Here is a 26,977-nt window from a genome sequence, read left to right as displayed (position 1 = left end):
CGGATGAGGAGAGACGCCAATGACGCAGGATCTCATCACCGGCACCACCGTCTTCGATGACGCGGGCAAGCAAGTCGGCAAGGTGGCCGACGTGAGCGATGCCGAGAAAGTGGGCATCATCACCGAGACCGGCAGCCGCTTCTGGGTGCCGAAGCAGCTGATCGCCTACCGCGACCGGCGCTGGATGCTGGAGCCGGGCTATGCCGAGATATCGCCCAGCGAGGCCGAAGCGCAGCAGGAGGAGCGCGAACTCGACGAGGCCAACGCGGAGACCTTCCCTGCCAGCGATCCGCCTGCCTTCACCCTGGGCGACGAGGGCAAGGGAAGCTGACCCATCAGCTCGACGAGGAGAGTGACATGGAACGATCACGCCAGGACCGCACGCACCGCCAAAGCACTCAGATTCCCGAAGAGCAGCGCGAGAGCCTGCGCGAGGGGGCACGGCGCCTGACCGAGCGCGACGCTCCCGACGAGTCAGCAGGACACAAGGGGGGGCGAGACTCGCCCGCCCAGGACGACGTCTACCGTCCCGACGCCAACGTCGACGACCAGAAGCATAGCGCCAAGAGGCCCGGTATCGACACCCGACGCGAAACCACCCCCGTAGGCGGCGCCCAGGTGGCACGCGACAAGACCGCCCACAAGGAGAACATCGACGACCAGGCCGAGCGGGCCAGGTCGAGCCGTCGCAACGGCTGACGCCGAGCGGCGCCGGGGTGATCACGCCATGCTGACAGCCGCCCTGCCGGCAGGCATCATATCGGCTTTCGGCGATGGAATGACGAGCGATGATCGACCCCGGCGCCCTGTTGGGCCCCCTCTGGACGCTGCTGGCCTTCGTCGGCCTGGGTTGGCTCGCCGCCCGGCGGCTGGCGATAGACCCGCGCCCCATCGCCACGCTGCTGATCTACCTCATCGCCCCGCTGACCTTCTTCCGCGGCCTGCTGCTGGGTGGCCCCACGCCCCATTACCTGCTGCTGACCCTGGCGCTGTTCCTGCTCGCAAGCCTGGTGGCAGCCGTCGTCAACCCCTTGGCGCAGCGCTTCCTGTCGCCCCAGGAGAGCGCCGTACTGGCCTTCTCCTCCGGTACCGGCAATACCGGCTACTTCGGCCTGCCGATCGCCATGATCCTGCTGCCTGCCGAAGGGGTGACGCTGTATCTCTTCTGCATCCTCGGCGTGACGCTCTACGAGTTCACGGTGGGCTTCTACCTCAGCGCGCGCGGCCGCTTCTCGGTGCGCGAGAGCCTGGCCAAGATCGTGCGGCTGCCGCTGATCTACGCCTTTCTCGCCGCACTGCTGGTCAGCGGGCTCGGCATCTCGCCACCTGACGCGCTGATGGAGAGCCTGGCGGTGTTCCCGGCCACCTACACGCTGCTCGGCATGATGATCATCGGCATGACCCTGGGCCGGGTCGCGATCCGCGAGATCGACCTGCGCTTCATGGCCGGCTGCGTGGCTATCCGCTACTTGCTGTGGCCGTGGATGATGCTGGCCGTGGTGTGGCTGCTGCAAGCGCTATTGCCCCTTGCCGATGAGCTGGCCCTGGCGCTGCTGCTGCTGGGCGTGGTACCGATGGCCGCCAACGTGGTGGTCGTCGCCATGGAGCTCGGCATCCAGCCGGCGAAGGGCGCCCTGGCGGTACTGGTCACCACTCTGGCCGCCCCGCTGTTGATTCCGCTCTACCTGGGGCTGCTCATGCCGCTGGCCGGGCTGTGAGCGGGCGACCTTGCAGGACGTGACGGCGGGACTAGCCTGAAAGGAGGTCGCACAGGAGGAGCCGAACATGCGCTGCCGGGCAAAATGGCTGCTGGCCATCGTCATGCTGCTGTTTCTTGCCCCCGTCCAGGCCCACCATGGCTGGACCGGAGGGGAAACCATCGAGATCGAAGGCACGATCACCCAGGTACGGCTGGGCAACCCGCACGGCGAAGTGCAGCTGGACGTGGACGGCGAGACCTGGACGGTGGAGGTCGGCCAGCCCTGGCGCAACGAACGCGCCGGCCTGGCAGAGGGCGACCTGGCCGAGGGGGTGGAGCTGCGCGTCTCCGGCGAGCACTCCGGCGAACGGCGGATGAAGGCCGAGCAGCTGTGGATCGGCGGCGAGCATTTCGTGCTCTATCCCGGCAGAATCTGACCCCTTGTCGTGGCAGCACTACTGGCCTGGCTTGCCGACACGGCCCTCGCCGAATGGATGCGACTGTCGCGCTGGGGCTATGCGGCGATCAACGCCCTGCACGTGCTCGGCATCGCTCTGCTGATCGGCGCCATTGTCGCGCTCGACCTGCGCCTGCTGGGCTGGCGCCAACACTTGGCGCTGCGGGAGCTGGGCCGCTTGCTGCAGCCGGTGGCGCTCGTCGGGCTGGTGCTGGCCATGACCACGGGGAGCATGCTGTTCCTCGCCGATCCCGCCGGCTACGCCGGCATGCCGCTGTTTCGCCTGAAACTGGTGCTGGTTGCACTGGGCCTCGCCAATGCCCTGCTGCTCAACCTGGGGCCGGGGCTGGCGCAGGCCACGCCCCGGCGTCTGCTGGTGGCCGGCACGCTGTCGCTGCTGCTATGGCCGGCGGTGTTGCTGGCGGGTCGCTTCCTCGCCTTCGTCGAGGAGTGACCCCGCCAGAGGGTCCTTACTGGGTCGCCATGGCGCTGCACTCCTCGGCGCAGCGATGGCAGGCCTTGGCGCATTCCTGACAATGCTCGGCCTCGTGCTTGGCACACTCATCGCCACAGGCTTGGCAGATGTCGGCGCATAGGCGACACAGCTGCTTGGCATATTCGCTACCCTGGGCCATGAAGGAGGCCGCCAGCCGGCAGATCTGCGCGCACTGCATATCGAGGCGGACACACTCCGCCATCATCTTGACGTCGTCCTCCTGCAGACACGAAGTGGCGCAGCGGTCGCAGTAAGCGGCACAGACATGGCAGGCTTCGATACACGACTTGTAGTGACCAAAATCCATCTCGTTCACTCCTATGGTCGTTCGCTGGGACTCGAAGGCGCGCTGTCACAGCGGCGCCTCAAGTACCCAAAAGCTAGCCAAGGCGACCCGCCACCACAAGCGGCCCTACATAACGTCACACGCCAGTCGCAAGAACGCCGCCCGCAGGCGGCGTTGTCATTACTCTGCAGCACGTCTCAGTAGCGGTAGGCATCCGGCTTGTAGGGGCCTTCGACCGGCACCCCGGTGTACTCCGCCTGCTGCTCGGTCATGTGCGTCAGTACCCCGCCGAAGCCCTCGACCATGTAGCGGGCCACCTCCTCGTCGAGATGGCGCGGCAGCACGGTCACCGCCAGGCCGCCCTGCTTGTCGGCCGGCGGCAGGTCGGCGAAGCGCTGCTGGTAGAGATGGATCTGCGCCAGTACCTGGTTGGCGAAGGAGCCATCCATGACCCGCGACGGGTGTCCGGTGGCGTTGCCCAGATTGACCAGGCGCCCTTCGGAGAGCAGCAGCAGGTAGTCGCTGCTGGCGGGGTCGTAGTGGCCCGGCTTGCTGTCGCGGTAGACCTTGTGCACCTGCGGCTTGACCTCCTCCCAGTGCCAGTGGCGGCGCATGTAGGCGGTGTCGATCTCGTTGTCGAAGTGGCCGATGTTGCACACTACCGCACCGGGCTTGAGCGCCTCGAGCATGGCGGCGTCGCAGGCCTGGATGTTGCCGGTGCAGGTGACCACCAGATCGATGCGCGCGAGCAGCGACCGGTCGACGCTCTCCTTGCCGCGGTTGACGCCGTCGAGGTAGGGCGAGACCACCTCGTAGCCATCCATGCACGCCTGCATGGCGCAGATCGGGTCGATCTCGGCGATCTTGACGATCATGCCTTCCTGGCGCAGCGACGCCGCCGAGCCCTTGCCCACGTCGCCGTAGCCCACCACCAGCGCCTGCTTGCCCGCCAACAGGTGATCGAGGCCGCGCTTGATGGCGTCGTTGAGCGAGTGGCGACAGCCGTACTTGTTGTCGTTCTTGGACTTGGTCACGGCATCGTTGACGTTGATCGCCGGTACCTTGAGCGTGCGGTCGCGCAGCATCTCCTGCAGGCGATGCACCCCGGTGGTGGTCTCCTCGGAGATGCCGTGAATGGCATCGAGCAGTTCGGGGCGCTTGTCGTGCAGCAGCGCGGTGAGGTCGCCGCCGTCGTCGAGCACCATGTTGGGCGTCCAGCCATCGGGGCCTTCCACGGTCTGCTCGATGCACCACCAGAACTCCTCCTCGGTTTCGCCCTTCCAGGCAAACACGGGGATGCCCGCGGCGGCAATGGCGGCGGCGGCGTGATCCTGGGTCGAGAAGATGTTGCACGACGACCAGCGCACCGAGGCGCCCAGGTCGATCAGGGTCTCGATCAGCACCGCCGTCTGGATGGTCATGTGAATGCAGCCGGCGATACGCGCACCGGCCAGCGGCTGCTCGTCGCGATACTTGGCGCGGATCTTCATCAGCGCCGGCATCTCGGTCTCGGCGATACGAATCTCGCGACGCCCCCAGTCGGCCAGGGAAATATCGGCGACCTTGTGGTCCTGCGTGGCGGCTTTGGCACTAGCCATGGCTGTCATCGTCACTCTCCATTCCGGGGAATGGGCGCCGTTGCGTCTGCGATGTCCCTGCCCGAGCCTCGCGCAACGAGTCATGGCCCCTTGCACTGCAGCGCCCCTCGGACAGCAGCAACAGGAATCGACCCACGCGGAGCCGACCCTGAGAGTTCACTACAGCAGGCGCGTTTTTTCAATTGCCCGGTCAAACGGGCCAGGGGGCTCCGACAAGAAAGGGAGGCGGCCATGGCCGCCTCCCTTCACTCACTGCGCTCCTGCCGCGAGGTTACGAATTGGTTTCCTCGTCGGCCATCTCGTCGCCGGTCTCCTCGAGCTCGTCGGTCGCTTCCTCGGTCTCCTGGGCGGCTTCGTCCAGCGCCTGCTCGGTTTCCTCGGCAGCTTCGTCACCGGCCTGCTCGCCCTCTGCGGCAATTTCGTCACCGGCTTCCTCGAGCGCCTCACCGGCCTCCTGGGTCTCCTCGGCAAGCTCCCCGCCGGCTTCCTCGCTCTCCTCGGCGGCGGCCTCGCCGGCCTGCTCCAGCTCGTCGCCGGCCTCATCCAGCTCTTCACCGACATCGCCGGAGGCTTCCTGCTCGGTGACCGGCTCCTGCTCGGTGACCGGCTCTTCGGTCATCTCGGTATCGGCGGCCTCGTCGTCATCCCCACAGCCGGCCAGCAGGGCACCTGAAAGGATGAGTGATGCGACCAAGGCAATCTTACGCTTTTCCATGCTACTTCCTCCTGTAATTCTGCGATTGACAGCCACTGTGCCCTTTCAGAGTAGCTGGGTTGTGGCTGGCACAACAAGCGTCCTCACCGCACAGTCGCCGCTCCCCCTTGAGCGAGACGGCGCGACAGCCTCGACCACGCGTCGTGTGGTTTACAGGCCCGCCGCCTGGCGTAGCGCCGCGGCGCGGTCGGTGCGCTCCCAGGGGAAGGCGGTGAAGGTCTCGGTGTGCTCCTGGCCGCTGGTGTCCTTCCAGCGATAGCTGGCCTCGAAGGGCTCGCGGCCGAAGTGGCCATAGGCCGAAGTGAGCTGGTACATCGGGTGGAGCAGGTCGAGCATGCGGGTGATGGCAAAGGGACGCAGGTCGAAATGCTCGCGGACCAGTTCGATGATGCGCGCCTCGTCCACCTTGCCAGTGCCGAAGGTATTGATCGACACCGAGGTCGGCTCGGCCACGCCGATGGCGTAGGAGACCTGGATCTCGCAGCGGTCGGCGAGCCCCGCGGCGACGATGTTCTTGGCCACGTAGCGGCCGGCATAAGCGGCGCTGCGGTCGACCTTTGAAGGGTCCTTGCCGGAGAAGGCGCCGCCGCCGTGGCGCGCCATGCCGCCGTAGGTGTCGACGATGATCTTGCGCCCTGTGAGGCCGCAGTCGCCCACCGGGCCGCCGATGACGAACTTGCCGGTGGGGTTGATGTGGAACTTGGTCGACCCGGACAGCCACTCGGCGGGGATCACCTCTTCGATGATCTCTCGCTTGACCATCCGCCGCAGCTCCTCCTGGTCGATCTCCGGCGCGTGCTGGGTCGACAGCACCACCGCCTCGACGCCACAGGGCTGGCCCGTCTCATCGTAGCGGAAGGTGATCTGGCTCTTGGCATCGGGGCGCAGCCACGGCAGCAGGCCGTGCTTGCGCAGCTCGGCCTGGCGCTCCACCAGGCGATGAGCGTAGTGGATCGGCGCCGGCATGAACGAATCGGTCTCGTTGGTGGCGTAGCCGAACATCAGCCCCTGGTCGCCCGCGCCCTGGTCTTCCGGCTTGCTGCGATCCACCCCCTGGGCGATATCCACGCTCTGCTTGCCGATCAGGTTGAGCACACCGCAGGTCTCGCCGTCGAACCCCACCTCCGAGGAGGTGTAGCCGATGTCGATGATTACCTTGCGTACCAGCTCTTCCAGGTCGACCCAGGCCGAGGTGGTGATCTCGCCGGCGACGATCGCCACGCCGGTCTTGACCAGGGTCTCGCAGGCCACCCGGGCGTGCTTGTCGCGGGCGATGATGGCGTCCAGCACCGCATCGGAGATCTGGTCGGCGATCTTGTCCGGATGCCCCTCGGACACGGATTCGGAAGTGAACAGGGAGTATTCGCTCATGCGTATCGGCCCTTCTGTGTATCGGCAAAGCGAGACGGCACCGTCGAAGCGCAATGACGGCCCACGTGCCGCATGTTGGCCGGCTTCCTGTCCGGCAGGCATGCGGCGCTGCAAGGAAACGAGTTTACATGGTGCCCTTCGGGGAGGCACCCGTCATTTGCTGCCCGGCGGCAAGTCGGCGACAATAGGCGGCCGAATTCGACTGCGCCGTACCTTCCTGCGGCGCCCAGCCAGAACGCTACCGGCAGGCCCGGCAGGCCGCCGTTGACTTGCCCCATTCTGCCGCAGGCGAGGAGCTTACCCAAATGCCATCCCGTTTCGAACTGGCCAATGCCATTCGCGCCCTGTCCATGGATGCCGTTCAAAAGGCCAAGTCCGGCCATCCCGGCGCCCCGATGGGCATGGCCGACATCGCCGAAGTGCTGTGGAACGACTACCTCAAGCACAACCCCAACGACCCGAAATGGCCAGACCGCGACCGCTTCGTGCTGTCCAACGGCCACGGCTCGATGCTGCTCTACTCGCTGCTGCACCTGACCGGCTACGAGCTTGAGCTCGAGCAGCTGCGCAACTTCCGCCAGCTGCACTCCAAGACCGCCGGCCACCCCGAATTCGGCTACGCACCCGGCGTGGAGACCACCACCGGTCCGCTGGGGCAGGGCCTGGCCAACGCCGTGGGCATGGCCATCGCCGAGAAGACTCTGGCGGCGCAGTTCAACCGCCCCGGACACACCATCGTCGATCACCACACCTACTGCTTCGTCGGCGACGGCTGCATGATGGAAGGCATCTCCCACGAGGTGAGTTCGCTGGCCGGCACCCTGGGACTGGGCAAGCTCACGGTGTTCTACGACGACAACGGCATCTCCATCGACGGCGAGGTCGAGGGCTGGTTCACCGACGACACCGCCAAGCGCTTCGAGGCCTACGGCTGGCACGTGGTACCCAATGTCGACGGCCACGACCCGGAGCAGATCCAGGCCGCCATCGAGCTGGCACGCAGCCACGAAGAGAAGCCGAGCCTGATCGTCTGCAAGACTATCATCGGCTTCGGCGCACCCAACAAGCAGGGCAAGGAGGAGTGTCACGGCGCGCCGCTGGGCGACGAGGAAGTGGCCGCTGCGCGCAAGCAGCTCGACTGGCCCCACGCGCCGTTCCACGTGCCCGAGCCGATCTACCAGGCCTGGGATGCACGCGAGCGCGGCAAGACCCAGCAGAACGAGTGGCAGGAGCGCTTCGCCCGCTACCGCGACGAGCACCCCGAGCTCGCCCGCGAGTTCAACCGCCGCACCCAATGCCAGCTGCCGGCGGAGATCACCAGCGAGGCGTTCATCGAGAAGATGCAGGAGCAGGGCGAGACCCTCGCCACGCGCAAGGCGTCGCTGCTTTGCCTCAACGAGCTCGGCCCGCAGCTGCCCGAGCTGCTCGGCGGCAGCGCCGACCTGGCGCCCTCCAACCTCACCTTCTGGAGCGGCGCCAAGCCGATCTCACGGGAGAATCCGGGCGGCAACTACCTGCACTACGGCGTGCGCGAGTTCGGCATGGGCGCGATCATGAACGGCATCGTGCTGCACGGCGGCTTCATCCCCTACGGCGCCACCTTCCTGATCTTCATGGAGTACATGCGCAACTCGGTGCGCATGGCGGCGCTGATGGGCAAGCGCGCCATCTACGTCTTCACCCACGACTCCATCGGCCTGGGCGAGGACGGCCCGACCCACCAGCCGATCGAGCAGCTGACCAACCTGCGCAGCACGCCCAACCTGTGCACCTGGCGCCCCTGTGACGCGGTCGAAACCGCCGCCGCCTGGGACGCCGCGATCAAGCGCAACTCCGGCCCCACCGCGCTGGTGCTGTCGCGCCAGAACCTGCCGCACCAGGCGCGCAGCAAGCAGCAGCTGGCCGAGATCCAGCGCGGCGCCTACGTGCTCAAGGAGAGCGAGGGCACCCCCGAGCTGATCCTGATCGCCACCGGCTCCGAGGTGGCGCTGGCCATGGACGCCGCCGCCGAGCTGGAGCACCAGGGCCGCGCGGTGCGCGTGGTCTCGATGCCCTCGGCCTACCGCTTCGACGGCCAGGATGCCGAATATCGCGAGAAGGTGCTGCCGCGCGCGGTGACCAAGCGCATCGCCATCGAGGCCGGCCACGCCGACTACTGGTACAAGTACGTGGGTCTCGACGGTCGCGTGATCGGCATGACCACCTACGGTGAGTCGGCCCCGGCGGGCGACCTGTTCAAGCACTTCGGCTTCACCAAGGAGAACCTGCTCGCGCAGGCCCGGGAGCTGCTGGGCTGAGACGCCCTCACCCACCGGCATAAGAAGAAAGGGCACGACCTGGCGGTCGTGCCCTTTCACTTTGCCCTGTCAACCGGATGGCACTCAGGCCACTGTCACGCTCTTGTCCAGGTACACGTCCTGGATGGCGTGGAGCAGCTCGACGCCCTCGGTCATGGGTTTCTGGAACGCCTTGCGCCCAGAGATCAGGCCCATGCCGCCGGCACGCTTGTTGATCACCGCGGTGCGCACCGCCTCGCCCATGTCGGAGTGGCCCTTGGAGCCGCCGCCGGAGTTGATCAGCCCGGCACGGCCCATGTAGCAGCAGGCCACCTGGTAACGGGCCAGGTCGATGGGGTGCTCGGAGGTCAGCTCGCTGTAGACCTTGGCGTGGGTGTGGCCGAAGCCGATGTCCTGGTAGCCGCCGTTGGTCTCGGGCAGCTTCTGCTTGACGATGTCGGCCTTGATGGTCGAGGCAAGATGGTTGGCCTGGCCGGTGAGGTCGGCCGCCACGTGATAATCCTTGCCCTCGTGCTTGAAGGCGGGATTGCGCAAATAGGCCCACAGCACCGTGGCCATGCCGAGCTGGTGCGCCCGTTCGAAGGCCTCGCTGATTTCCATGATCTGACGGCGACTCTCGGGCGAGCCGAAGTAGATGGTGGCTCCCACCGCCACGCAGCCCATGTCGTGGGCCTGCTCCACCTCGGCGAACAGGGTCTGGTCGTACATCGCCGGGTAGCTCAGCGTCTCGTTGTGGTTGAGCTTGAGCATCATCGGGATGCGGTGGGCGTAGCGCCGCGCCACCGAAGAGAGCACGCCCAGGGTCGAGGCCACGCCGTTGCAGCCGCCCTCGATGGCCAGCTCGACGATGTTGGCCGGGTCGAAGTAGCGCGGGTTGGGGGCGAAGGAGGCGCCGGCGGAGTGCTCGATGCCCTGGTCCACCGGCAGCAGGCTGAGGTAGCCGGTACCGGCCAGGCGGCCGTGGTCGAACATCGCCTGCAGGCTGCGCATCACCGCCGGGCTGCGGTCGCTGTCGGCCACCACCCGGTCGACGAAGTCCGGCCCCGGCAGGTGCAGCTGTTCGCGGGGAAAGCCGCGGCAGCGGTGGTCGAGCAGGTAGTCGGCGTCGTCACCGAGCAGTTGGGATATGTCGGTCATGTCTTCCTCTCCATGGTGTCGTTAATCGCTATTCCCAGCGTAGTGAAAACCGTACCGAGCGTGCGCCCTGCTTGCAAACGGAAGCGCCCTTCCCGCATGGGAAGGGCGCCAGTCGGGCTTCGCTCAGGCCGCCCTGACCTCGATACGGCGGCGCTGGTGCGATGGCTTCTTCGGTAGCCGCAGATGCAGCACGCCATTCTCGATGCGCGCCTCGATGGCATCGCCATCGATCTCGTGGCTGAGCGTGAAGCGGCGTGCGAAGCGCTGAGCCCGGACCTCGGCGTAGATGGCCGTCATGCCCTCGGGCATCTCCAGGCGGATCTCGCCCTCCAGGCTCAGAATGTTGTTGTCTACCTCTATGTTCAGCGACTCCGGCGTGACGCCGGGAAGATCGGCCAGCAGGTGCAGGGCGTTGCCCTCCTCGAAGATATCGACCGGAGGCTGCAGCGCCCGGTCGCGCTCACCCCCGGCGCCTTCGCTCCCCTGCACGCGGGGCTCACGGGTCGCTTCTTGCCGAGTGATCTCGTTCATTGCCGTTCACCTCCTTCTGGCTCGACCATCACGCCGACTGGATCTCGATGCGCCGCGGCTTGAGCTCCTCACGCTTGGGCAGCGTGATCTCGAACACGCCGTTGCGCCAGCGCGCCTCCGCCCGGTCGGCATCGAGCCCCTCGGGCAGGGCAATGGACCGGGCGAAGCTGCCGCCCGCGCGCTCGCGGCGAAAATAGGGGCGTCGTGCGTCGCCCTCCGACTCGTCGGCGGCGACCTTGCGCTCCCCCTGCACGGTCAGGACGTTGTCCTGGAGGCTGAGTTCAAGATCGCCTGCCGCGAGGCCGGCGGCAAAGACATAGACCCGCACCGCATCGTCGGTACGACCGATGTTGATCATCGGATAGGTGCCGCGCGGTACCGCGCGGATGTTGGTCGCCCCGGGCTCGGGAAATACCTCGTCCAGCCACTCCCGGAACCAGTCCCCCCCCCAGGGAGACCCGCTGTCGAAACGCCTGAGATCTCCGAACATGACGAACACCTCCTACGTTTTGCATCCCACCAGGAAACGAGACGCCGAATTCGGCAGTCGCACCGGCCGACGGCCTCCCGTACAGGAAAAATAGGGGCACGCGGCGGGCTTTCAAGGCCCCGTGGCAAACCAGGAACCGGAGCCGCGAGCCGGGACGTCGCGCCGCTTTTGCGGTAGAATCCCCGCTTTCCGTTCGAGGAGAGCCAGGCAAGCATGGCCCAGCGCATCGCCATCAATGGATACGGCCGAATCGGCCAGTGCGTGCTGCGCGCGCTGGTCGAGCGCCAGCGCGGCCGGAGCGCGGCGCGCCTGCCGGAGCCCCCCCTCGACATCGTGGCGATCAACGAACTCTCCGACCTGGACACCATCGCCTACCTGACTCGCTACGACACCACACACGGCCGCTTCCCTGGTCGGGTGAGCACCGCCTCCGGGCGTCTGGTCGTCGACGAACATCCCATCGCGGTGCTCAACGAGCCCGATCCGTCCCGCCTGCCCTGGGGCGAACTCGGCATCGACCTGGTGCTGGAGTGCTCGGGCAGCTTCAAGGATCGCGCCACCGCCGAGCGCCACCTCGCCGCCGGCGCCGGCCGCCTGTTGTTCTCCCAGCCCGCCGAGAGCGATGTCGACGCCACCATCGTCTGCGGTATCAACGACGATGAGCTCAGCGCCGGGCAGCGCATCGTCTCGGCGGCATCGTGCACCACCAACTGCCTGGTGCCGGTACTCACCGTGATCGACGAGGCGCTGGGCATCGAGCATGGCGTGACCACCACGGTGCACTCGGCGATGAACGACCAGCCGGTGATCGACGCCTACCACCAGACCGACCTGCGCCTGACGCGCTCGGCGATGCACTCCATCGTGCCCGTCGACACCAGCCTGGCGCGCGGCATCAACCGCCTGATGCCGCACCTGGCCGGACGCTTCGAGTGCCTGCACATGCGCGTGCCGACGATCAACGTCTCGGCCATGGACATGTCGATCTGCGTGCGCCGCGACACCTCGGCCGCCGAAGTCAATGCCCTGCTGCGGAACGCCAGCGCCGGCCCGCTGTCCGGGCTGCTCGGCTACAGCGAAGAGCCCACGGCCTCGGTCGACTTCAACCACGATCCCCGCTCGGGTATCGTTGACGCCACTCAGACCCGGGTGGCGGGAAACCGCCTGATCAAGCTGCTGTGCTGGTTCGACAACGAGTGGGGCTTCGCCAACCGCATGCTCGACGTCGCCCAGCGGATGGCGGCGCTTCCCGCGGTGCCCCGTTGATCCCCGGCATCGGTTCCCCCAATCAAGGAAAGGAAGACGCCTGATGAACGTGCTCAAGATGACCGACCTCGACCTGCGCGGCCAGCGCGTGCTGATCCGCGAGGACCTGAACGTACCCGTCAAGCACGGCAAGGTGACCAGCGACGCCCGCCTGCGGGCCAGCCTGCCGACCATTCAGGCCGCCATGGAGGCCGGCGCCAAGGTGATGCTGATGAGCCACCTGGGGCGCCCGACCGAAGGCGAACCGGCCGCGGAGTTCTCGCTGGCCCCGGTGGCCGAGCGCCTCGGCGAGCTGCTCGGCCGCCCGGTGCGGCTGGTCGAGCAGTACCTCGACACCGCCCAGGACCTGGCCGACGGCGAGGTGGTGCTGCTCGAGAACGTGCGCTTCAACCAGGGCGAGAAGAAGGACGACGAGACCCTCGCCCAGCAGTACGCCGCACTGTGCGACATCTACGTGATGGACGCCTTCGGCACCGCCCACCGCGCCCAGGCCTCGACCCACGGCGTGGCGCGCTTCGCCCCCCAGGCCTGCGCCGGCCCGCTGCTGGCCGCCGAGCTCGATGCCCTGGAGAAGGCCCTGGCCACGCCCAAGCGGCCGATGGTCGCCATCGTCGGCGGCTCCAAGGTCTCGACCAAGCTCGAGGTGCTCAACGCCCTGTCCGACAAGTGCGACCAGCTGATCGTCGGCGGCGGCATCGCCAACACCTTCATCGCCGCGGCCGGCCACAACGTCGGCAAGTCGCTGTATGAGGCCGACCTGGTGGAACAGGCCAAGGCGCTGATGGCCAAGGTCGAGATCCCGCTGCCCACCGACGTGGTGGTGGCCACCGAGTTCTCCGAGTCGGCCGAGGCCGTGGTCAAGCCGGTCGACCAGGTGGGCGACGACGAGATGATCCTCGACATCGGCCCCGACACCGCCGGGCGGCTCGCCGGCCTGCTCAAGGATGCCGGCACCATCCTGTGGAACGGCCCGGTGGGCGTGTTCGAGATCGACCAGTTCGGCCACGGCACCGAGGCGTTGTCGCGCGCCATCGCCGAGAGCAACGGCTTCTCCATCGCCGGCGGCGGCGACACCCTGGCCGCCATCGACAAGTACGACATCGCGGAGCAGGTCTCCTACATCTCCACCGGCGGCGGCGCCTTCCTCGAGTACGTGGAAGGCAAGGTGCTGCCCGCCGTGAAGGCGCTGGAGGACGCCGCCGCTCGCTGACCCGACCCGCGCCGCCCGGCCCTGCCAGGCGGCGCCCCACTGCCCCAGACAGATCGAAAGAGAACAGGTGAGTTCATGGCACTGATCAGCATGCGCCAGATGTTGGACCACGCCGCCGAGCGCGGCTACGGCATTCCGGCATTCAACGTCAACAATCTCGAGCAGATGCGCGCCATCATGGAAGCGGCCGACGCCACCGATTCCCCGGTGATCGTCCAGGCCTCTGCCGGTGCGCGCAAGTACGCTGGCGCGCCCTTCCTTCGCCATCTCATCCTGGCCGCCGTGGAGGAGTTCCCCCACATCCCGGTGGTGATGCACCAGGACCACGGCACCTCCCCGGCGGTGTGCCAGCGTTCGATCCAGCTCGGCTTCTCCTCGGTGATGATGGACGGCTCGCTGGGCGAGGACGGCAAGACCCCGATGGACTACGACTACAATGTCGACGTCACCCGCCGCACCGTCGAGATGGCGCACGCCTGCGGCGTCTCGGTGGAGGGCGAGCTGGGCTGCCTGGGCAGCCTGGAGACCGGCATGGCCGGCGAAGAGGACGGCATCGGCGCCGAAGGCGTGCTCTCCCACGACCAGCTGCTGACCGATCCGGAAGAGGCCGCCGAGTTCGTCAAGGCGACCCAGGTCGACGCCCTGGCCATCGCCATCGGCACCAGCCACGGCGCCTACAAGTTCACCAAGCCGCCCACCGGCGACACCCTGTCGATCCAGCGCATCAAGGAGATCCATGCGCGCATCCCCGACACCCACCTGGTGATGCACGGCTCCTCCTCGGTGCCCCAGGAGTGGCTCGCCGTCATCAACGAGTTCGGCGGAGAGATCCCCGAGACCTACGGCGTGCCGGTCGAGGAGATCGTCGAGGGCATCAAGCACGGCGTGCGCAAGGTCAACATCGACACCGACCTGCGCCTGGCCTCGACCGGCGCGGTGCGCCGCTTCCTGGCCAACAACCCCAGCGAGTTCGACCCGCGCAAGTACCTCAAGGAAACGGTGACCGCGATGCGCGACGTCTGCATCGCCCGCTACGAGGCCTTCGGCACCGCCGGCAACGCCAGCCGCATCAAGCCGATCAGCCTCGAAGCGATGTACGAGCGCTACGCCCGCGGCGAGCTCGACCCCAAGGTGAGATAAGTTCCCTGGTTGGACGCAACGGGGCGGCCATGTGGCCGCCCCGTTGCATCACGGCCGTTTCGTTCGGCCGCTGTTGCCGGCAACCTCCCTCTCCCCGCTCTTTTTTGCGCTTGCCTCTCTCCGAGCCATTTCCCCAGCACTTGCTCCCCGTGTCCTTCAGGCCTAGGATGGGAACGTTCCCATCGAGAGACGAGCCATGCCTGACCGATCCACCCGGCACGCCACCATTCTCGAAGTGGCGCGTGAGGCCGGCGCCTCCAAGACCAGCGTGTCGCGCTACTTCGGCGGCGAGCGCGAGCGGCTCTCGCCGGCGCTGCGCCAGCGCATCGGCGAGGCCGCGCGCCGGCTCGGCTACCGCCCCAACCAGATCGCCCGCGGCCTCAAGGGCGGCCGCTCGCGGCTGCTCGGCATGCTGGTGGCCGATATCCGCAACCCCTATTCGATTGCGGTGATGCACGGCGTCGAGCAGGCCTGCCGCGAGCACGGCTATTCGCTGCTGGTGGCCAATACCGACAACGACCCGGTGCAGGAGCGCACTCACCTGTCGCTGCTCGCCTCCTACCGGGTCGAGGGGCTGGTGATCAACGCCGCCGGCCATCCCACCCATGAGCTTCAGGCCATGGCCGAACAGGGCCTGCCGCTGGTCCTGCTCGACCGCTGGCTGGAAGCGTTCGGGGCGGACGGGGTCGGGCTCGACAACGCCCTGGCCATCGACATGGCGGTCGACCACCTGCACGAGCGGGGCTATCGCCACCTGCTCTTTCTCAGCCAGCCGGTCGGCCTGGCCAGCCCGCGCCAGCAACGCTGGCAGCGTTTCGAGCAGCGCCTGTCCGAGGAGCCGATCCTCCACGGCGAACGCCATGACCCGGCGCTCGACGGCAGCGCAGTGGATGCGATCATCTCGGCGTTCCTCGCCCGCGCCGGCCGGCCCGCCGCGGTACTGTGCGCCAACGGCAACGTGACCCTGGCGGCAACCCGCGCCCTGCAGGCGCTGGGCATTCGCCTCGGCGAGGTCGGCCTGCTGGGTATCGACGAACTCGACTGGTGCAGCCTCGTGCCACCCGGCATCACTACCCTGGCCCAGCCCACCGAAACCATCGGCCGTGCCGCCGTTCAGCAGTTGCTGGTGCGGCTCGATGGCAGCGAGCCGGCAGCGCCGCCACGCCACGCGCTGTTTCCGCCGACGCTGATCGAGCGCGGCTCGACCCGCCTGCCCGGACCCGACCACGACAAGGAGACGCCATGAACGACGCGACACTGCCTCCGGAAATCCTCGCCTTCGGCGAAGCCATGGCGCTATTCGTGGCCGAGCATCCCGGCGCGATGGAGGACGTGGAGTGCTTTCGCCGCGGCATCGCCGGGGCCGACACCAATGTCGCCATCGGCCTGGCCCGGCTCGGCTTCCGGGTCGGTTGGCTCAGCCGCGTCGGCGAAGATGGCTTCGGCCGCTATATCCGCACCACGCTCGAGGCCGAGGGGCTCGACTGCCGCTACCTGATCACGGACAGCAACCATGCCACGGGCCTGGTCTTCAAGGAGCGCGCCGAGGGCGGCGCCGACCCCAGGGTCGAATACTTCCGCCGCGGCAGTGCGGCCAGCCACCTGGCGCCCGAAGATGCCGCCCAGGTGGACTTCGCCGCCGCGCGCCACCTGCACGCCACCGGCATCCCCCCGGCGCTCTCCGACAGCTGCCGCGAGCTGACCCTGGACATGCTCGAATGTGCCCGGGCGCAGGGCGCGAGCATTTCCTTCGACCCCAACCTGCGCCCCAGCCTGTGGCCCAGCGAGGCGGAGATGCGCGAGACGCTCAACGCGCTGGCGGCGAAGGCCGACTGGGTGTTGCCGGGCCTGGCCGAGGGCCGCCTGCTGACCGGGCGCGACACGCCACGTGACATTGCTGATTTCTATCTCGAGCGCGGCGCCAGGGCCGTGTTCCTCAAGCTCGGCCCCGAGGGCGCCTATTACCGCGGCATGCTGGGAGGCCGCGAAGCGGAAGCCACGGTCGCCGGCTTCCCGGTCGAGCGCGTGGTGGATACCGTGGGCGCCGGGGATGGCTTCGCCGTGGGCGTGATCAGCGCCCTGCTCGACGGCCGCTCGCCGCAGGCCGCCGCCCGACGCGGCAACCTGATCGGCGCCGAGGCCGTCCAGGTACAGGGCGACATGGAAGGCCTGCCCAGCCGCGCCCACCTGACCGAGCTCGAACGTCATCTGCCAGACTTGGCGTGACGGCCTGACTCAATAACGGAGCGAGACAATGACAAAACGCATCGTCGCCTACAGCCGCCTCAAGCCGACGCACCTCGATCAGCTCAGGCAGCATTTCCATGTCGACTATTTCGAAACCCTGAAGGACACCGACGATCCGGACTTTCGCCAGGCGCTGGGCAAGGCCCATGGCATCGTCGGCTCGAGCCTCGCCATTACCTCCGAGCTGCTCGATGCAGCCCCGCAGTTGGAGGCCATCGCCAGCATCTCGGTGGGCTACGACAACTACCCCGTCGATGAGCTGACCCGGCGCGGCATCCTGCTGTGCAACACCCCCGACGTGCTCACCGAGACCACCGCCGATACCGGCTTCCTGCTGATCATGGCAACGGCCAGGCGCGCCATCGAGCTGGCCGAGTTCGTCAAGCGCGGCGATTGGTGCGAGAGCATCGGCGAGGCCCACTTCGGCAGCGACGTGCACGGCAAGACATTGGGCCTGATCGGCTTCGGGCGCATCGGCGCCGCCGTGGCCCGGCGCGGTGCGCTGGGCTTCGGCATGCGGGTGCTCTACTCCAATGCCTCGCCCAAGCCCGAGCTGGAGCGCGAGCTCGGCGCCACGCGCTGCGAGCTGGACGAGCTGCTGGCGCAGAGCGACTTCGTCTGCGTCACCGTGCCGCTCTCGGCCGAGACGACCCACCTGATCGGCGCTCGCGAGTTCGGCCTGATGAAGCGCTCGGCGATCTTCGTCAACATCGCCCGCGGCAAGGTGGTCGACGAGGCGGCGTTGATCGGCGCGCTGGAGAGCGGCGAGATCCGTGCCGCCGGGCTCGACGTGTTCGAGCAGGAGCCTCTGTCGCCGGAATCGCCGCTGCCGTACATGACCAATGTGGTGGCCCTGCCGCATATCGGTTCGGCGACCCACGAGACCCGCGATGCCATGGCCCAACGCGCGGTGGACAATATCACCCTCGCCCTGACGGGCCAGCGACCGATCAGCCTGGTCAACGAGGCGGCCTGGCAGGCGCGGGGCTGAGCGCGAACCAAGACGTCTAGACTTGGCCCCCTCGCGACGAGCCTATTACGACTAAAGGCCCCTTGGCCCCGGCATTGACCTCTTCTAGTTTTGGATCAATCCAAAAACAATTCTGACGGAAGCATGCAGCATGAGCGACAAGACACGCCAACCCGACGGAGCGCATCGTGCCTCCGGCAACGTGACGCTGCAGGACATCGCCGCACATGCCGGCGTCTCACGCTCCACGGTTTCGCTGGTGCTGCGCGAGAGTCCGCTGGTGGCCAAGCGTACCCGCGAACGGGTTCGCCGTTCGATCAAGGCGCTGGGCTATGTCTACAACCGCGGCGCGGCGGCGCTGCGGGCCACCCGCACCTCGACCCTAGGCGTGGTGGTCTACGACATCGCCAACCCCTTCTTCGGCGCCATGGTGGCGGGTATCGATGCCGCCCTCAACCGAGAAGGCTATGTCTCCTTCCTCGCCAACAGCGAGGACTCCCCCGAGCGCCAGCAGCGCTTCCTCGAGCGTATGCGCGAGCATCGCGTCGACGGCATTCTGCTGTGCCCGGCGGAGGGCACCGATCCCTCCCTGGTCGCAACGCTGGAAGCGTGGAAGCTGCCCTGCGTGCAGGTGCTGCGCCATATCGGTACGCCGCCCTATGACTATGCCGGCACCGACTTCCGCCAGGGGGTCAACCTGGCCATGGATCATCTGGTGGCACTCGGTCATGAGCGCATCGCCTTCATCGGCGGGCACACGGAGCACTCGGCGACACGTGAACGCTGGCAGGGCTACCGCGAGGCCGTCGCTCGTCATGGCCTGGGCTATCAGCGCCTGCTGCGCTCGACGGTCACCCGTCGCGACGGTTTCGACGCCATCCAGTTGCTGCTAGGCGAAGCGCCGCCGCCCACGGCCGTGGTGTGCCACAACGACCTGGTCGCCTTCGGCGCCATGCTCGGCCTGCAGCGCCGCGGGCTCACCCCCGGCGTCGATTGCGCCGTCATTGGCACCGATGACGTCGAAGAAGCCGCCTTGAGCGCTCCGGCGTTGACCAGTATTGCCACCCATCCCTACGCCGTCGGCCAGGAAGCGGCCCGCCTGGCCCTGCGGCGTATCCAGAACCCCGACGGGGTGCGCGAGCAGGTCGTGCTCGCCCCCCAGCTCAGGGTACGCGAGTCCTGCGGGGCTTCCTTGCGCCTGGACAGGCCTCTCGCACCGACCCCTTGATGCGGCAGCCGCCGCGAACGCCAGCCACCCACGCCACTCATGTGGCTTCGATATAACAAGAGGTATTTTTATGACTCATAGCTGGATCGATCCAAAAACCACTCTTCGCCCCATCGCCGCCGGACTGCTCGCCGGCGCCACGCTGGTCGCCGCCCTGGGCACGGCCGGCACGACGCAGGCCGCGGAGCTGCGCTTCGGCCACGGCGGCACCGAAGACACCGCCTACCACCTGGGCGCGACCCGCTTCAAGGAGCTGCTCGACGAAAAGAGCGGCGGCGAGATCGGCGTCGAGATCCTGGGCAACTCGGTGCTCGGTCACGAGACCGAGATGTTCGAGCAGCAGATGGCCGGGGCGCTCGACCTCTCGATCATCAACCCCGGGCTGATCACCGACTTCTCCTCCACCGCCAACGTGTTCTCCATCCCCTTCCTCTATCGCGACGAAGAGCATTGGCAAGCGGTGCTTGACGGCGAGGTGGGCCGGGAGATCGCCGACCGCATCAGCGAGGAGACCGACGTGCGCATTCTCGCCTTCTACGGTGGCGGCAAGCGTCAGATCGTCAGCACCGAGCCGCTGGAGAGCCTCGACGATCTCGAAGGCTTGAAGCTGCGCACCAATCCCACCAAGCCGCTGATCACCGCCTGGGAGGCGCTGGGCGCCGATCCCACGGTGATGGAGTGGGAAGAGATCTACACCGGCCTGCAGGTGGGCGCCATCGACGGCCTGCTCAACGAGGCCGAGTGGATTCATCGCATGCGCTTCCACGAGGTGGCGCCGCACATCGGGCTCTCCGAGCACGACATCACCGTGCGTCTGCTGACCATGTCGCAAATGAGCTGGGACCGACTCTCCGAGGAGCAGCAGCAGATGGTGCAGGAGGCCGCCGAGGAGTCGGCAAGCTATGCCCGCGAGGTGCAGCTCGAGCAGGACGCCGAGGCGCTCGATCTGCTGGCCGACGAGGGTGCCACCCTGCACGAGCTCGACCGCGAGCGCATGCAGGAAGTGGTGGAGGAGCCGTTGCAGAGCGTGATCGAGGAAATGGGCCTTGCCGACCTGCATCGCATGATCGTCGACGCCGAGTGAGCACCCGCGCCCGGCCGTGCCGGGCGCCCCTCTCCCGACCCACAGGAAACCGTCATGTCCCGTTTGCTTCAAGGCCTGGCATGGCTCAATCGCGGTATCGAGCGTCTGCTGCATGGGCTGCTGCTGGCGCTGGTGTTCGGCTTCATCCTGTTCATAATCTACCAGGTGCTGAGCCGCAACCTGCCCTTCATGCCACGTCTCTACTGGACCGAGGAGTTCAGTCGCTTCGCCTTTCAGTGGATGGTCATGCTGGGTGCCGCCGTCGGCGTTCTGCATGCCGACCATTTCGTGCTCGAAGCCTTTCCCCGCGGCTCGCGGGCCGATCTGTTCACCCGTGTCGTTCGCGACCTGGCCTGCCTGCTGCTCGGCGTCCTCTTCGTCGTATACGGGAAGGACTTCGGCCTGTCCGGACTGCGCCGTAACGCCACCGCCTCGGGGCTGTCGATGGTCTACGTCTACTCGGTCTTCGCCGTCAGCGGGGCCTTCATGGTGCTGTTCAGCCTCCAGCGATTGCTGCATGCCGCGCTGTACGGCATGGACGCCATGGAGCGGAGCCTGAACACGCCGAGCGATCTCGACGCCATCGATGTCAGTGAGTCGGGCAACACACCGCTGAACGTCAAGCACGGCGCCCCCCCTCTCGAACCCAACCGGCATGGAGGCGACCGCTGATGCTGCCCATGGAGTGGATATTCTTCTTGCCCTGGCTGCTGTTCGGCCTGCTGGGGGTGCTCATCGTGGCCGGCGTGCCGATCGCCATGGCGTTGATTCTCACCGCCGCCGGCATCATCGTGCTCGACCCCCGCCTGACCTTCTGGGTAATGTTCCAGCGCATGTACAACGGCATGGATTCGTTCGTGCTGCTGGCCGTGCCGCTTTTTCTGCTCGCCGGCAACCTGATGAACGCCGCGCGCATCACCGACCGGCTGATCACGCTGTGCATGCTGCTGGTCGGTCACTTCAAGGGCGCGCTGGCCCATGTCAACGTGATGGTGAGCATGCTCTTCGCCGGGGTATCCGGCTCCTCCACCGCCGACAGCGCGGGGGTGGGCACGGTGCTGATACCGGCCATGAAACGCGAGGGCTATCCGGCACACTTCGCCGTGGCGGTCACCGCCGCCTCGTCGGTGATGGGCATCATCATTCCGCCCTCGATCAACATGATCGTCTGGGGCGCCTTGACCAATACCTCGATCGCCGGGCTGTTCCTCGGCGGCATCCTGCCGGGGGTCATGATCGGCGTGGCCCAGCTCGCCCTGAACCTGGGCTATGTGCGCCGTTACCAAGTGCCGGTGCGACCGCGCGCCTCGTTCGGCGAGCTGCTGCGCTCGGGCAAGGATGGCATGATGGCGGCGGGCATCCCGGTGGTGATCATCGGCGGCATCACGCTCGGCATCGTCACGCCCACCGAAGCGGCCATGATCGCGGTGCTCTATGCGCTGGCGCTGGGTTTCATCGTCTATCGCGAGCTCCGGTTCCGCGACGTGCTCGACGCCTCCACCGCCACCGTGCGGCTGTGCTCGCTGTCGCTGTTCAGCCTGGTGGGAGCGGCGATCTTCGGCTACCTGATCAGCTTCTACCAGATCCCGCCCAAGCTGATGGCCGGGGTCAATATCTCCGACCCGGTCGTGCTGCTGCTGATCATGACCGCGGTGATGCTGGTCATCGGCACCTTCATGGATTCGCTGCCGGCGATGGCGATCATGGCGCCGATCTTCCAGCCCTTGGCGATACAGGCCGGCATCCATCCGGTGCAGTTCGGGGTGATCGGCGTCATGGCCCTGGGGCTCGGCCTGATCACGCCGCCCTATGGGCTGTGCCTGATGATCTCGGCCAAGATCGGCGGCATCCCGCTGCTCAAGGCGCTGGGGACCACCATGCTGTATCTGGCCATCATGCTCGCCGTAATCCTGCTGCTGATTCTCTATCCTCAACTGATCCTGGCGATTCCCGAGCTGCTGGTGCCGGATTTCGTCTAACCTCCGCGTCGCGCCGCCGCGTGCAGGCGTGACGCCTCTCTCAAGAGGCTTCGTATGTCCGTTCCGCTCTGCCTGCTCTTCGACTCCGACGGCACCCTGGTCGACAGCGAGATCCTGCTCGCCGAGGTCATGGGCGAGGTCCTGCCCCGCCATGGCTTGCCCTTTACGGCCGCGCAGTACATGGAGGAGTTCCGCGGCGTTCGCTTCCTGACCATCGTGCTCGAGCTGGAACGCCGCCATCGTACGCTGGGCGAGACTCAGCGGCAGGCCATGGAAGCGGCGATGCGCGAGTCGATGGAAGTGCGCATGCGCGCGCAGCTCATGCCCATCACCGGCATGGCCGAAGCGCTGGAGGCGCTAAGCGACCATCCTCGCGCGGTGGTATCCAACGGCCCGGAGCGCAAGATTCGCTGTGCCATGGAGTGCGTCGGTTTCGCGCACCACTTCGGCGACAACCTGTTCAGCGCCTATACCCTGGGCGCCTGGAAGCCGGACCCCGCGCTTTACCTCAAGGCGGCCGAGGCCATGGGCCACCCGCCGGAACGCTGCGTGGTGATCGACGACGCCGCCGTCGGCGTCGCCGCGGGCCTCGCCGCCGGCATGCGGGTGATCCATCTCAACCATTTCCCCGGCGTGGAGACAACGCCGGCCGGGGCCATTGCCATTCATCGTGCCAGTGCACTGCCAGCAGCGGTCGCGCGCCTATCACCTTGCGCCGATTCCCATTTCACGTTGCAATGCAGCATCAAGTGATCTATGAATTTGAGGTAGGCGCAGGAGCGCCGCCACCCGATGACAAGGAGTCATAATGCCATCCCCATCCTATTATCCGTTCGTGCCCTCGACGCCGGCCGCCATGCTGGACGTCTGGAAGCTGGGCATCATGGCCTTCGAGCTATGGACGACTTCATTCAGTACCATCGCCATGCGCCATGGCCTGTGGCAGAGCCAGTCCCCCACCAGTGCCCGAATGATCAAGGAGAACCAGCGCATGGTGACCGAGAAGCTCGAGGCCGGCCTGGAAACCGGCTTCGAGATTCAGAAGGCCATGCTGCAGATGACGTTCGGCGGGGGCACGCCCTGGTGGATCACCGGTCGGCGCACTATGACGCCCTTCCACCGCCGCAGTAGCGCCAATGTCCGCCGGCTGTCCCGCCGACGCTGAGCTTGCGCCAGTCCCATGGGGCTACCTACAGTTCAGGAAGGCACCTTCCAAGGAGAGGTCGACATGAAGCCAAGCGTGCTGACAGCCGGCATTCTGGCGGCGACATTGATGGTTGCCCCGGCCTTCGCCGCACCAGAAGGCGGCGAAACCGGCGAGGACGATGACCCCGAAAAAGTGGAGGGCATGGGCCCCGAGGAATCGGAGCAGCAGTTGGAGCCGACCAACGACCCCATCGACCAGGCCCGCGTCGAGACCAACGAAAAGGAACCCTTGGGGCGTTACCTGACCAACCAGGACGGCAAGAGCCTCTACATCTTCACCCAGGACCAGCAGGGCGGTGATTACAGCACCTGCGATGAGAGCTGCGCCATTGCCTGGCCGCCCTATACCACCGAGCAGGACCCGGCCGGCGGCGAGGAGGTCGACGAAGAGCGCCTGGGCGTGATCGAGCGGGAGGACGGCACGCGGCAGGTCACCTACGACGGCTGGCCGCTCTATTACTTTGCCCGCGACGTCTACCCCGGCGATGCCCTCGGCCAGGGCCTGGATCACATGGGCGGCCATTGGTACCTGCTCTCGCCCGAAGGCGAGACCATCGAGAAGGAAGTCCAGGAGCAGGCCGAACCGGCGGAGCCGGGCGAGCCCTAGGAAAAGCGATCGCCCCCGGCGAAGCCGAGGGCGATTGGAGATGAGGGAAGGTCAGTGAGAGGTGGGCATTACCACTCCTGCTCGGTGTCGCCCTCCTCTTCCCACTCTTCCTCCTCATTTTCCTCTTCCCACTCGTCGGTTTCCCACTCTTCCTCTTCGTTCTCCTCTTCCCACTCGTCGGTTTCCCACTCTTCCTCTTCGTTTTCGTACTCGATGGTATCGAAGTCAGCGCCGCCCTGAGCGTTGCCGTTGGTCTCCGGAGCGGTCTCTTCCGGATAGGTTTCCTGCTCTTCCTCTTCGTCGTGGAAATCAGCCAGGGCCAGGGGGCTGGCAGTCAGGCCGAAAGTGATACCGACGACACCGAGCTTCTTGAGGAATTCCTTGGACATCATGTTCGTACCTCCAACGAAGTTTGCACTTGCGTTCCTGGTGCATGTACCGAAATCGCTTGGGATTCCGACGCACCCTGAGGAAAGCGAAATGCAGGCCAATATTTTTTCAGTGGCTAAATAATGCCTGCATGACAATAAGATAGGAGAAGAACAGCGTTTCCATTCGGGTTCGATCCACGCCACGTCGCGTGGAGAAAAATGGCACATGAGCAGGAAATGAACGCACCAAGGATCGGGAGCGTGACTGCTCCGAACCGGCTTTCCAACAAAGAACCGCCCCCGGCATGGCCGGGGGCGGGTCCGAGGCGGTTGACGATAGTCAACCTCCAGGTGACGTCGCCATCTTCCTTGATGGCGACTACCCATCCTTGGGTATCAGACTTTACCAATCCTGGTCGTCATCCTGATCCTCTTCCCACTCTTCCTCTTCGTTCTCTTCTTCCCACTCGTCAGTGCTTGCGTCGGTGTTGGTATCGGCGTCGGTACCCAGGCCGCTATCACCCGTTTCGGCACCGGCTTCGATACCGGTATCGGCACCCGCGCCTGCATTGGTGCCTGTATCATCGGTACCCATGGCACCGCCGGCATCCGTACCCGTCCCGGTGCTCATGTCGGTATTGGCGTCGGTGCTGGTGTCAGCGTCGGTACCCAGGCCGCTGTCACCCGTTTCGGCACCGGCTTCGACACCAGTATCGGCACCTACACCTGCACCGGTACCCGTATCATCGGTACCCATTGAGCCACCGGCTTCACCCGGAGCCGTTTCCTGCGGCACGGCACCCTGCTCATCCTCTTCATCATGAAAGTCGGCAAGAACCAGCGGGCTGGCGGTCAGGCCAAAAGTGATACCGACAATGCCGAGTTTCTTGAGGAATTCCTTGGACATCATGTTCGCACCTCCAAAGGAGTTGAACGTGAGTTTCCTTGAAGCCGAGGCTTCACTGGTCGTGCCGATGCGAGAGGAATGCGACTCGACGCTGTTGATCTCCACCGGCACGTCATGCTCACCCAGAAGGTTGCAGCAGTCGGGCCAACAGGCCAAATAAACTTAAAAATAGAATCATAACAGCGATTTGCGAACGCACGACGCGTCTCACAATGATGCCCAAAGCTGGCTCCGGGGTGACGACATCTGGCACATGGGTCTGTTCTAGGCAGCCCCTGCCATGCCAACCGGGCCCCACCCTCGGCGGGACACAACGTGGACCAGGGACTTGAACACGGCTCGCTTACGGGCAATACTTAGGAAACAGCGTTCGCAAACATGCGGCAGCCTTAAACTTCACGGCCCGCATGCCGATACAAGAGGTAAGGTGCTCGACAGTCACAGGACTGCGAAGGAATATCGGTATGATTCGCCCCCTATGCCTACTTTTCGATTGTGACGGCACGCTGGTCGACAGCGAGCCTCTGCTGGCCGCCGAAATGGCCGCCAGCCTGACCCGGCTGGGGCTTCCCTTCCAGGCCAGCGACTACATCGGCGAATTCCGCGGCAGCCGTTTCCGCAACATCGTGGCGGTGCTCGAGGACCGCTACGGCAGCGTCGACCCACTGCACCTGGCCGAGACCGAAACCGAAATGCGCAGCAACCTGAACCGTCGGCTCGAGACCGAACTCGGGGCGATCACGGGCGCCCGCGAAGCCCTGCTGGCGCTGGCCAACTATCCGTGTGGCGTGGTTTCCAACGGCCCCGAGAACAAGATCGTCACGTCACTGAAGGCTATCGGCTTCTCCGATTTCTTCGGCTCGCATCTCTACAGCGGCTATACCGCCAAGTGCTGGAAGCCCGACCCCCGCCTCTACCTGCACGCCGCCAACATGATGGGCTTCGAGGCCGAGGACTGCATCGCCATCGACGACGCCCTGGTAGGCGTCAGGGCCGCCCTCGACGCCGGCATGACGGTGATCCATCTGAATCGTTACCCCGACGCCGAGGAGACCCCCGAAGGGGCGATCATGATCAGCAGCATGTATCAGCTGCCCACGGTGATCGAGAACCTGGCGCACGCCAGGGCCATGGACAACCGCCAGGTCGCCCACGCCCGCTGAGCCCGGCAGTCCCCTCCCGTACCGACTCACACTTCCGCACCGGCTCCCACGGCTTGAGCGCCGTGATGTTGGCGCGTAGGCATACGCTCCCGCGGGCGTTATCATCTCGGCAGCACACGACGACCTTCGAGATGCCAGGAGCTTCCATGGCCACATTGCAGGACCAGCTGCGCGGCCTGGTCTATTCCACCGAACATGGCGACATCTGCCCCCACTGTCGCCAGCCACAAGACGAGTGTCGCTGCGCCGAACTGGCCGAGCAGAAGCGCATCGCCGCGCTCGACGGAATCGTCCGTCTGCGACGCGAAACGAGCGGGCGCAAGGGCAAGGGGGTGACCACCGTCACAGGCCTGCCGCTGGCTAGCGCTGAGCTGAAGGCAATGGCCAAGAACCTCAAGAAGCGCTGCGGTACCGGCGGTTCGGTACACGATGGGGTCATCGAGATCCAGGGGGACCACCGCGAGCGGCTCAAGGCCGAGCTCGAGCGCCTGGGCTATACCGTCAAGCTCGCCGGCGGCTGAA

The 26,977-nt window shown here is 66.3% G+C and carries 30 protein-coding genes and 1 riboswitch; of the genes, 21 read left to right on the top strand and 9 right to left on the bottom strand.

All coding sequences use genetic code 11. The features are described 5' to 3' along the window. Window positions 1-19 precede the first annotated feature (19 nt). The 5 genes from HNO51_RS01915 (at window position 20) to HNO51_RS01895 (ending at window position 2,610) form a co-directional block, all read left to right on the top strand. Entirely contained in the window at window positions 20-331 is a 312-nt protein-coding gene (locus tag HNO51_RS01915; protein ID WP_197449385.1) for a hypothetical protein, read from the top strand. Window positions 332-357: 26 nt separating this feature from the next. Beyond that, window positions 358-699, top strand: coding sequence for a hypothetical protein (locus tag HNO51_RS01910; RefSeq protein WP_209538344.1), 342 nt, complete (start codon window positions 358-360; stop codon window positions 697-699). An 89-nt stretch (window positions 700-788) separates the two neighbouring features. Further along, on the top strand, window positions 789-1,718 hold the full coding sequence (locus HNO51_RS01905) for an AEC family transporter (RefSeq protein ID WP_197449384.1): 930 nt from the start codon (window positions 789-791) through the stop codon (window positions 1,716-1,718). Window positions 1,719-1,785: 67 nt separating this feature from the next. Beyond that, window positions 1,786-2,136, top strand: coding sequence for a DUF6152 family protein (locus HNO51_RS01900; RefSeq protein WP_197449383.1), 351 nt, complete (start codon window positions 1,786-1,788; stop codon window positions 2,134-2,136). 9 nt (window positions 2,137-2,145) lie between these two features. Continuing rightward, the gene (locus HNO51_RS01895) at window positions 2,146-2,610 is read left to right on the top strand and encodes a hypothetical protein (RefSeq protein ID WP_197449382.1); all 465 of its coding nucleotides are present in this window, start codon (window positions 2,146-2,148) and stop codon (window positions 2,608-2,610) included. A gap of 16 nt (window positions 2,611-2,626) precedes the next feature. Here HNO51_RS01895 and HNO51_RS01890 read toward each other — a convergent pair whose 3' ends face one another. From HNO51_RS01890 to metK, 4 genes are all read right to left on the bottom strand, one after another. After that, window positions 2,627-2,959, bottom strand: coding sequence for a four-helix bundle copper-binding protein (locus HNO51_RS01890; protein WP_197449381.1), 333 nt, complete (start codon window positions 2,957-2,959; stop codon window positions 2,627-2,629). Window positions 2,960-3,135: 176 nt separating this feature from the next. Further along, complete coding sequence (ahcY, locus tag HNO51_RS01885) at window positions 3,136-4,545, bottom strand: adenosylhomocysteinase (protein ID WP_209538343.1); 1,410 nt, start codon at window positions 4,543-4,545, stop codon at window positions 3,136-3,138. A 16-nt stretch (window positions 4,546-4,561) separates the two neighbouring features. Then, window positions 4,562-4,651: riboswitch (S-adenosyl-L-homocysteine riboswitch) on the bottom strand. Between the two features lie 156 nt (window positions 4,652-4,807). Next, window positions 4,808-5,251: a hypothetical protein gene (locus HNO51_RS01880; protein WP_209538342.1), complete on the bottom strand. Its 444-nt coding sequence runs from the start codon at window positions 5,249-5,251 to the stop codon at window positions 4,808-4,810. A 150-nt stretch (window positions 5,252-5,401) separates the two neighbouring features. Continuing rightward, window positions 5,402-6,622, bottom strand: a complete 1,221-nt coding sequence (metK, locus tag HNO51_RS01875; protein ID WP_197449378.1) for a methionine adenosyltransferase — start codon at window positions 6,620-6,622, stop codon at window positions 5,402-5,404. Between the two features lie 305 nt (window positions 6,623-6,927). Between metK and tkt the strand changes: the two genes are divergently transcribed. Continuing rightward, window positions 6,928-8,919: a transketolase gene (tkt, locus tag HNO51_RS01870; protein WP_209538341.1), complete on the top strand. Its 1,992-nt coding sequence runs from the start codon at window positions 6,928-6,930 to the stop codon at window positions 8,917-8,919. A gap of 84 nt (window positions 8,920-9,003) precedes the next feature. Here the strand turns inward: tkt and HNO51_RS01865 are convergent, their stop codons facing one another. The 3 genes from HNO51_RS01865 to HNO51_RS01855 form a co-directional block, all read right to left on the bottom strand. Continuing rightward, entirely contained in the window at window positions 9,004-10,056 is a 1,053-nt protein-coding gene (locus tag HNO51_RS01865; protein WP_197449376.1) for a class I fructose-bisphosphate aldolase, read from the bottom strand. Window positions 10,057-10,179: 123 nt separating this feature from the next. Beyond that, complete coding sequence (locus HNO51_RS01860) at window positions 10,180-10,587, bottom strand: Hsp20/alpha crystallin family protein (protein ID WP_197449375.1); 408 nt, start codon at window positions 10,585-10,587, stop codon at window positions 10,180-10,182. A gap of 28 nt (window positions 10,588-10,615) precedes the next feature. Next, on the bottom strand, window positions 10,616-11,077 hold the full coding sequence (locus HNO51_RS01855) for an Hsp20/alpha crystallin family protein (protein WP_197449374.1): 462 nt from the start codon (window positions 11,075-11,077) through the stop codon (window positions 10,616-10,618). Window positions 11,078-11,290: 213 nt separating this feature from the next. Between HNO51_RS01855 and HNO51_RS01850 the strand changes: the two genes are divergently transcribed. From HNO51_RS01850 to HNO51_RS01790, 13 genes are all read left to right on the top strand, one after another. After that, complete coding sequence (locus tag HNO51_RS01850; protein ID WP_209538340.1) at window positions 11,291-12,343, top strand: type I glyceraldehyde-3-phosphate dehydrogenase; 1,053 nt, start codon at window positions 11,291-11,293, stop codon at window positions 12,341-12,343. A gap of 43 nt (window positions 12,344-12,386) precedes the next feature. Then, a complete protein-coding gene (locus HNO51_RS01845) occupies window positions 12,387-13,553 on the top strand; it encodes a phosphoglycerate kinase (RefSeq protein ID WP_197449372.1) in 1,167 nt (388 codons plus the stop codon). A gap of 75 nt (window positions 13,554-13,628) precedes the next feature. Further along, window positions 13,629-14,693 (top strand): class II fructose-bisphosphate aldolase, encoded by a 1,065-nt coding sequence (gene fba, locus HNO51_RS01840; protein WP_197449371.1) that lies wholly within the window; start codon window positions 13,629-13,631, stop codon window positions 14,691-14,693. Window positions 14,694-14,889: 196 nt separating this feature from the next. Beyond that, window positions 14,890-15,939, top strand: coding sequence for a LacI family DNA-binding transcriptional regulator (locus HNO51_RS01835; protein ID WP_209538339.1), 1,050 nt, complete (start codon window positions 14,890-14,892; stop codon window positions 15,937-15,939). Then, window positions 15,936-16,919 (top strand): sugar kinase, encoded by a 984-nt coding sequence (locus tag HNO51_RS01830; protein WP_209538338.1) that lies wholly within the window; start codon window positions 15,936-15,938, stop codon window positions 16,917-16,919. Before HNO51_RS01835 ends, HNO51_RS01830 begins: the two co-directional genes overlap by 4 nt. A gap of 28 nt (window positions 16,920-16,947) precedes the next feature. Then, window positions 16,948-17,931: a 2-hydroxyacid dehydrogenase gene (locus HNO51_RS01825; protein WP_209538337.1), complete on the top strand. Its 984-nt coding sequence runs from the start codon at window positions 16,948-16,950 to the stop codon at window positions 17,929-17,931. 130 nt (window positions 17,932-18,061) lie between these two features. After that, entirely contained in the window at window positions 18,062-19,138 is a 1,077-nt protein-coding gene (locus HNO51_RS01820; protein WP_209538336.1) for a LacI family DNA-binding transcriptional regulator, read from the top strand. A gap of 70 nt (window positions 19,139-19,208) precedes the next feature. After that, window positions 19,209-20,222 (top strand): TRAP transporter substrate-binding protein, encoded by a 1,014-nt coding sequence (locus HNO51_RS01815; protein ID WP_209538335.1) that lies wholly within the window; start codon window positions 19,209-19,211, stop codon window positions 20,220-20,222. Between the two features lie 54 nt (window positions 20,223-20,276). After that, window positions 20,277-20,894 (top strand): TRAP transporter small permease, encoded by a 618-nt coding sequence (locus HNO51_RS01810; RefSeq protein ID WP_197449365.1) that lies wholly within the window; start codon window positions 20,277-20,279, stop codon window positions 20,892-20,894. Beyond that, a complete protein-coding gene (locus tag HNO51_RS01805) occupies window positions 20,894-22,201 on the top strand; it encodes a TRAP transporter large permease (RefSeq protein ID WP_209538334.1) in 1,308 nt (435 codons plus the stop codon). Before HNO51_RS01810 ends, HNO51_RS01805 begins: the two co-directional genes overlap by 1 nt. A gap of 54 nt (window positions 22,202-22,255) precedes the next feature. Next, entirely contained in the window at window positions 22,256-22,954 is a 699-nt protein-coding gene (locus tag HNO51_RS01800) for an HAD-IA family hydrolase (protein ID WP_209538333.1), read from the top strand. A 55-nt stretch (window positions 22,955-23,009) separates the two neighbouring features. After that, complete coding sequence (locus HNO51_RS01795) at window positions 23,010-23,366, top strand: hypothetical protein (protein ID WP_197449362.1); 357 nt, start codon at window positions 23,010-23,012, stop codon at window positions 23,364-23,366. Between the two features lie 63 nt (window positions 23,367-23,429). Further along, window positions 23,430-24,014, top strand: a complete 585-nt coding sequence (locus HNO51_RS01790; RefSeq protein WP_209538332.1) for a COG4315 family predicted lipoprotein — start codon at window positions 23,430-23,432, stop codon at window positions 24,012-24,014. Between the two features lie 68 nt (window positions 24,015-24,082). Here the strand turns inward: HNO51_RS01790 and HNO51_RS01785 are convergent, their stop codons facing one another. Next, the gene (locus tag HNO51_RS01785; protein ID WP_197449360.1) at window positions 24,083-24,406 is read right to left on the bottom strand and encodes a hypothetical protein; all 324 of its coding nucleotides are present in this window, start codon (window positions 24,404-24,406) and stop codon (window positions 24,083-24,085) included. A 382-nt stretch (window positions 24,407-24,788) separates the two neighbouring features. Next, window positions 24,789-25,403, bottom strand: coding sequence for a hypothetical protein (locus tag HNO51_RS01780; protein WP_209538331.1), 615 nt, complete (start codon window positions 25,401-25,403; stop codon window positions 24,789-24,791). Between the two features lie 353 nt (window positions 25,404-25,756). Between HNO51_RS01780 and HNO51_RS01775 the strand changes: the two genes are divergently transcribed. Continuing rightward, entirely contained in the window at window positions 25,757-26,455 is a 699-nt protein-coding gene (locus HNO51_RS01775; RefSeq protein ID WP_197449358.1) for an HAD family hydrolase, read from the top strand. 146 nt (window positions 26,456-26,601) lie between these two features. Further along, window positions 26,602-26,976 carry a translation initiation factor Sui1 gene (locus tag HNO51_RS01770; RefSeq protein ID WP_209538330.1) on the top strand — a complete coding sequence of 125 codons (375 nt, stop codon included), beginning with the start codon at window positions 26,602-26,604 and terminating at the stop codon, window positions 26,974-26,976. Window position 26,977 lies beyond the last annotated feature (1 nt).

The sequence above is a fragment of the Billgrantia sulfidoxydans genome (assembly GCF_017868775.1).
GTDB lineage: Bacteria > Pseudomonadota > Gammaproteobacteria > Pseudomonadales > Halomonadaceae > Halomonas > Halomonas sulfidoxydans.
This window is presented reverse-complemented; position numbering and strand designations above follow the sequence as displayed.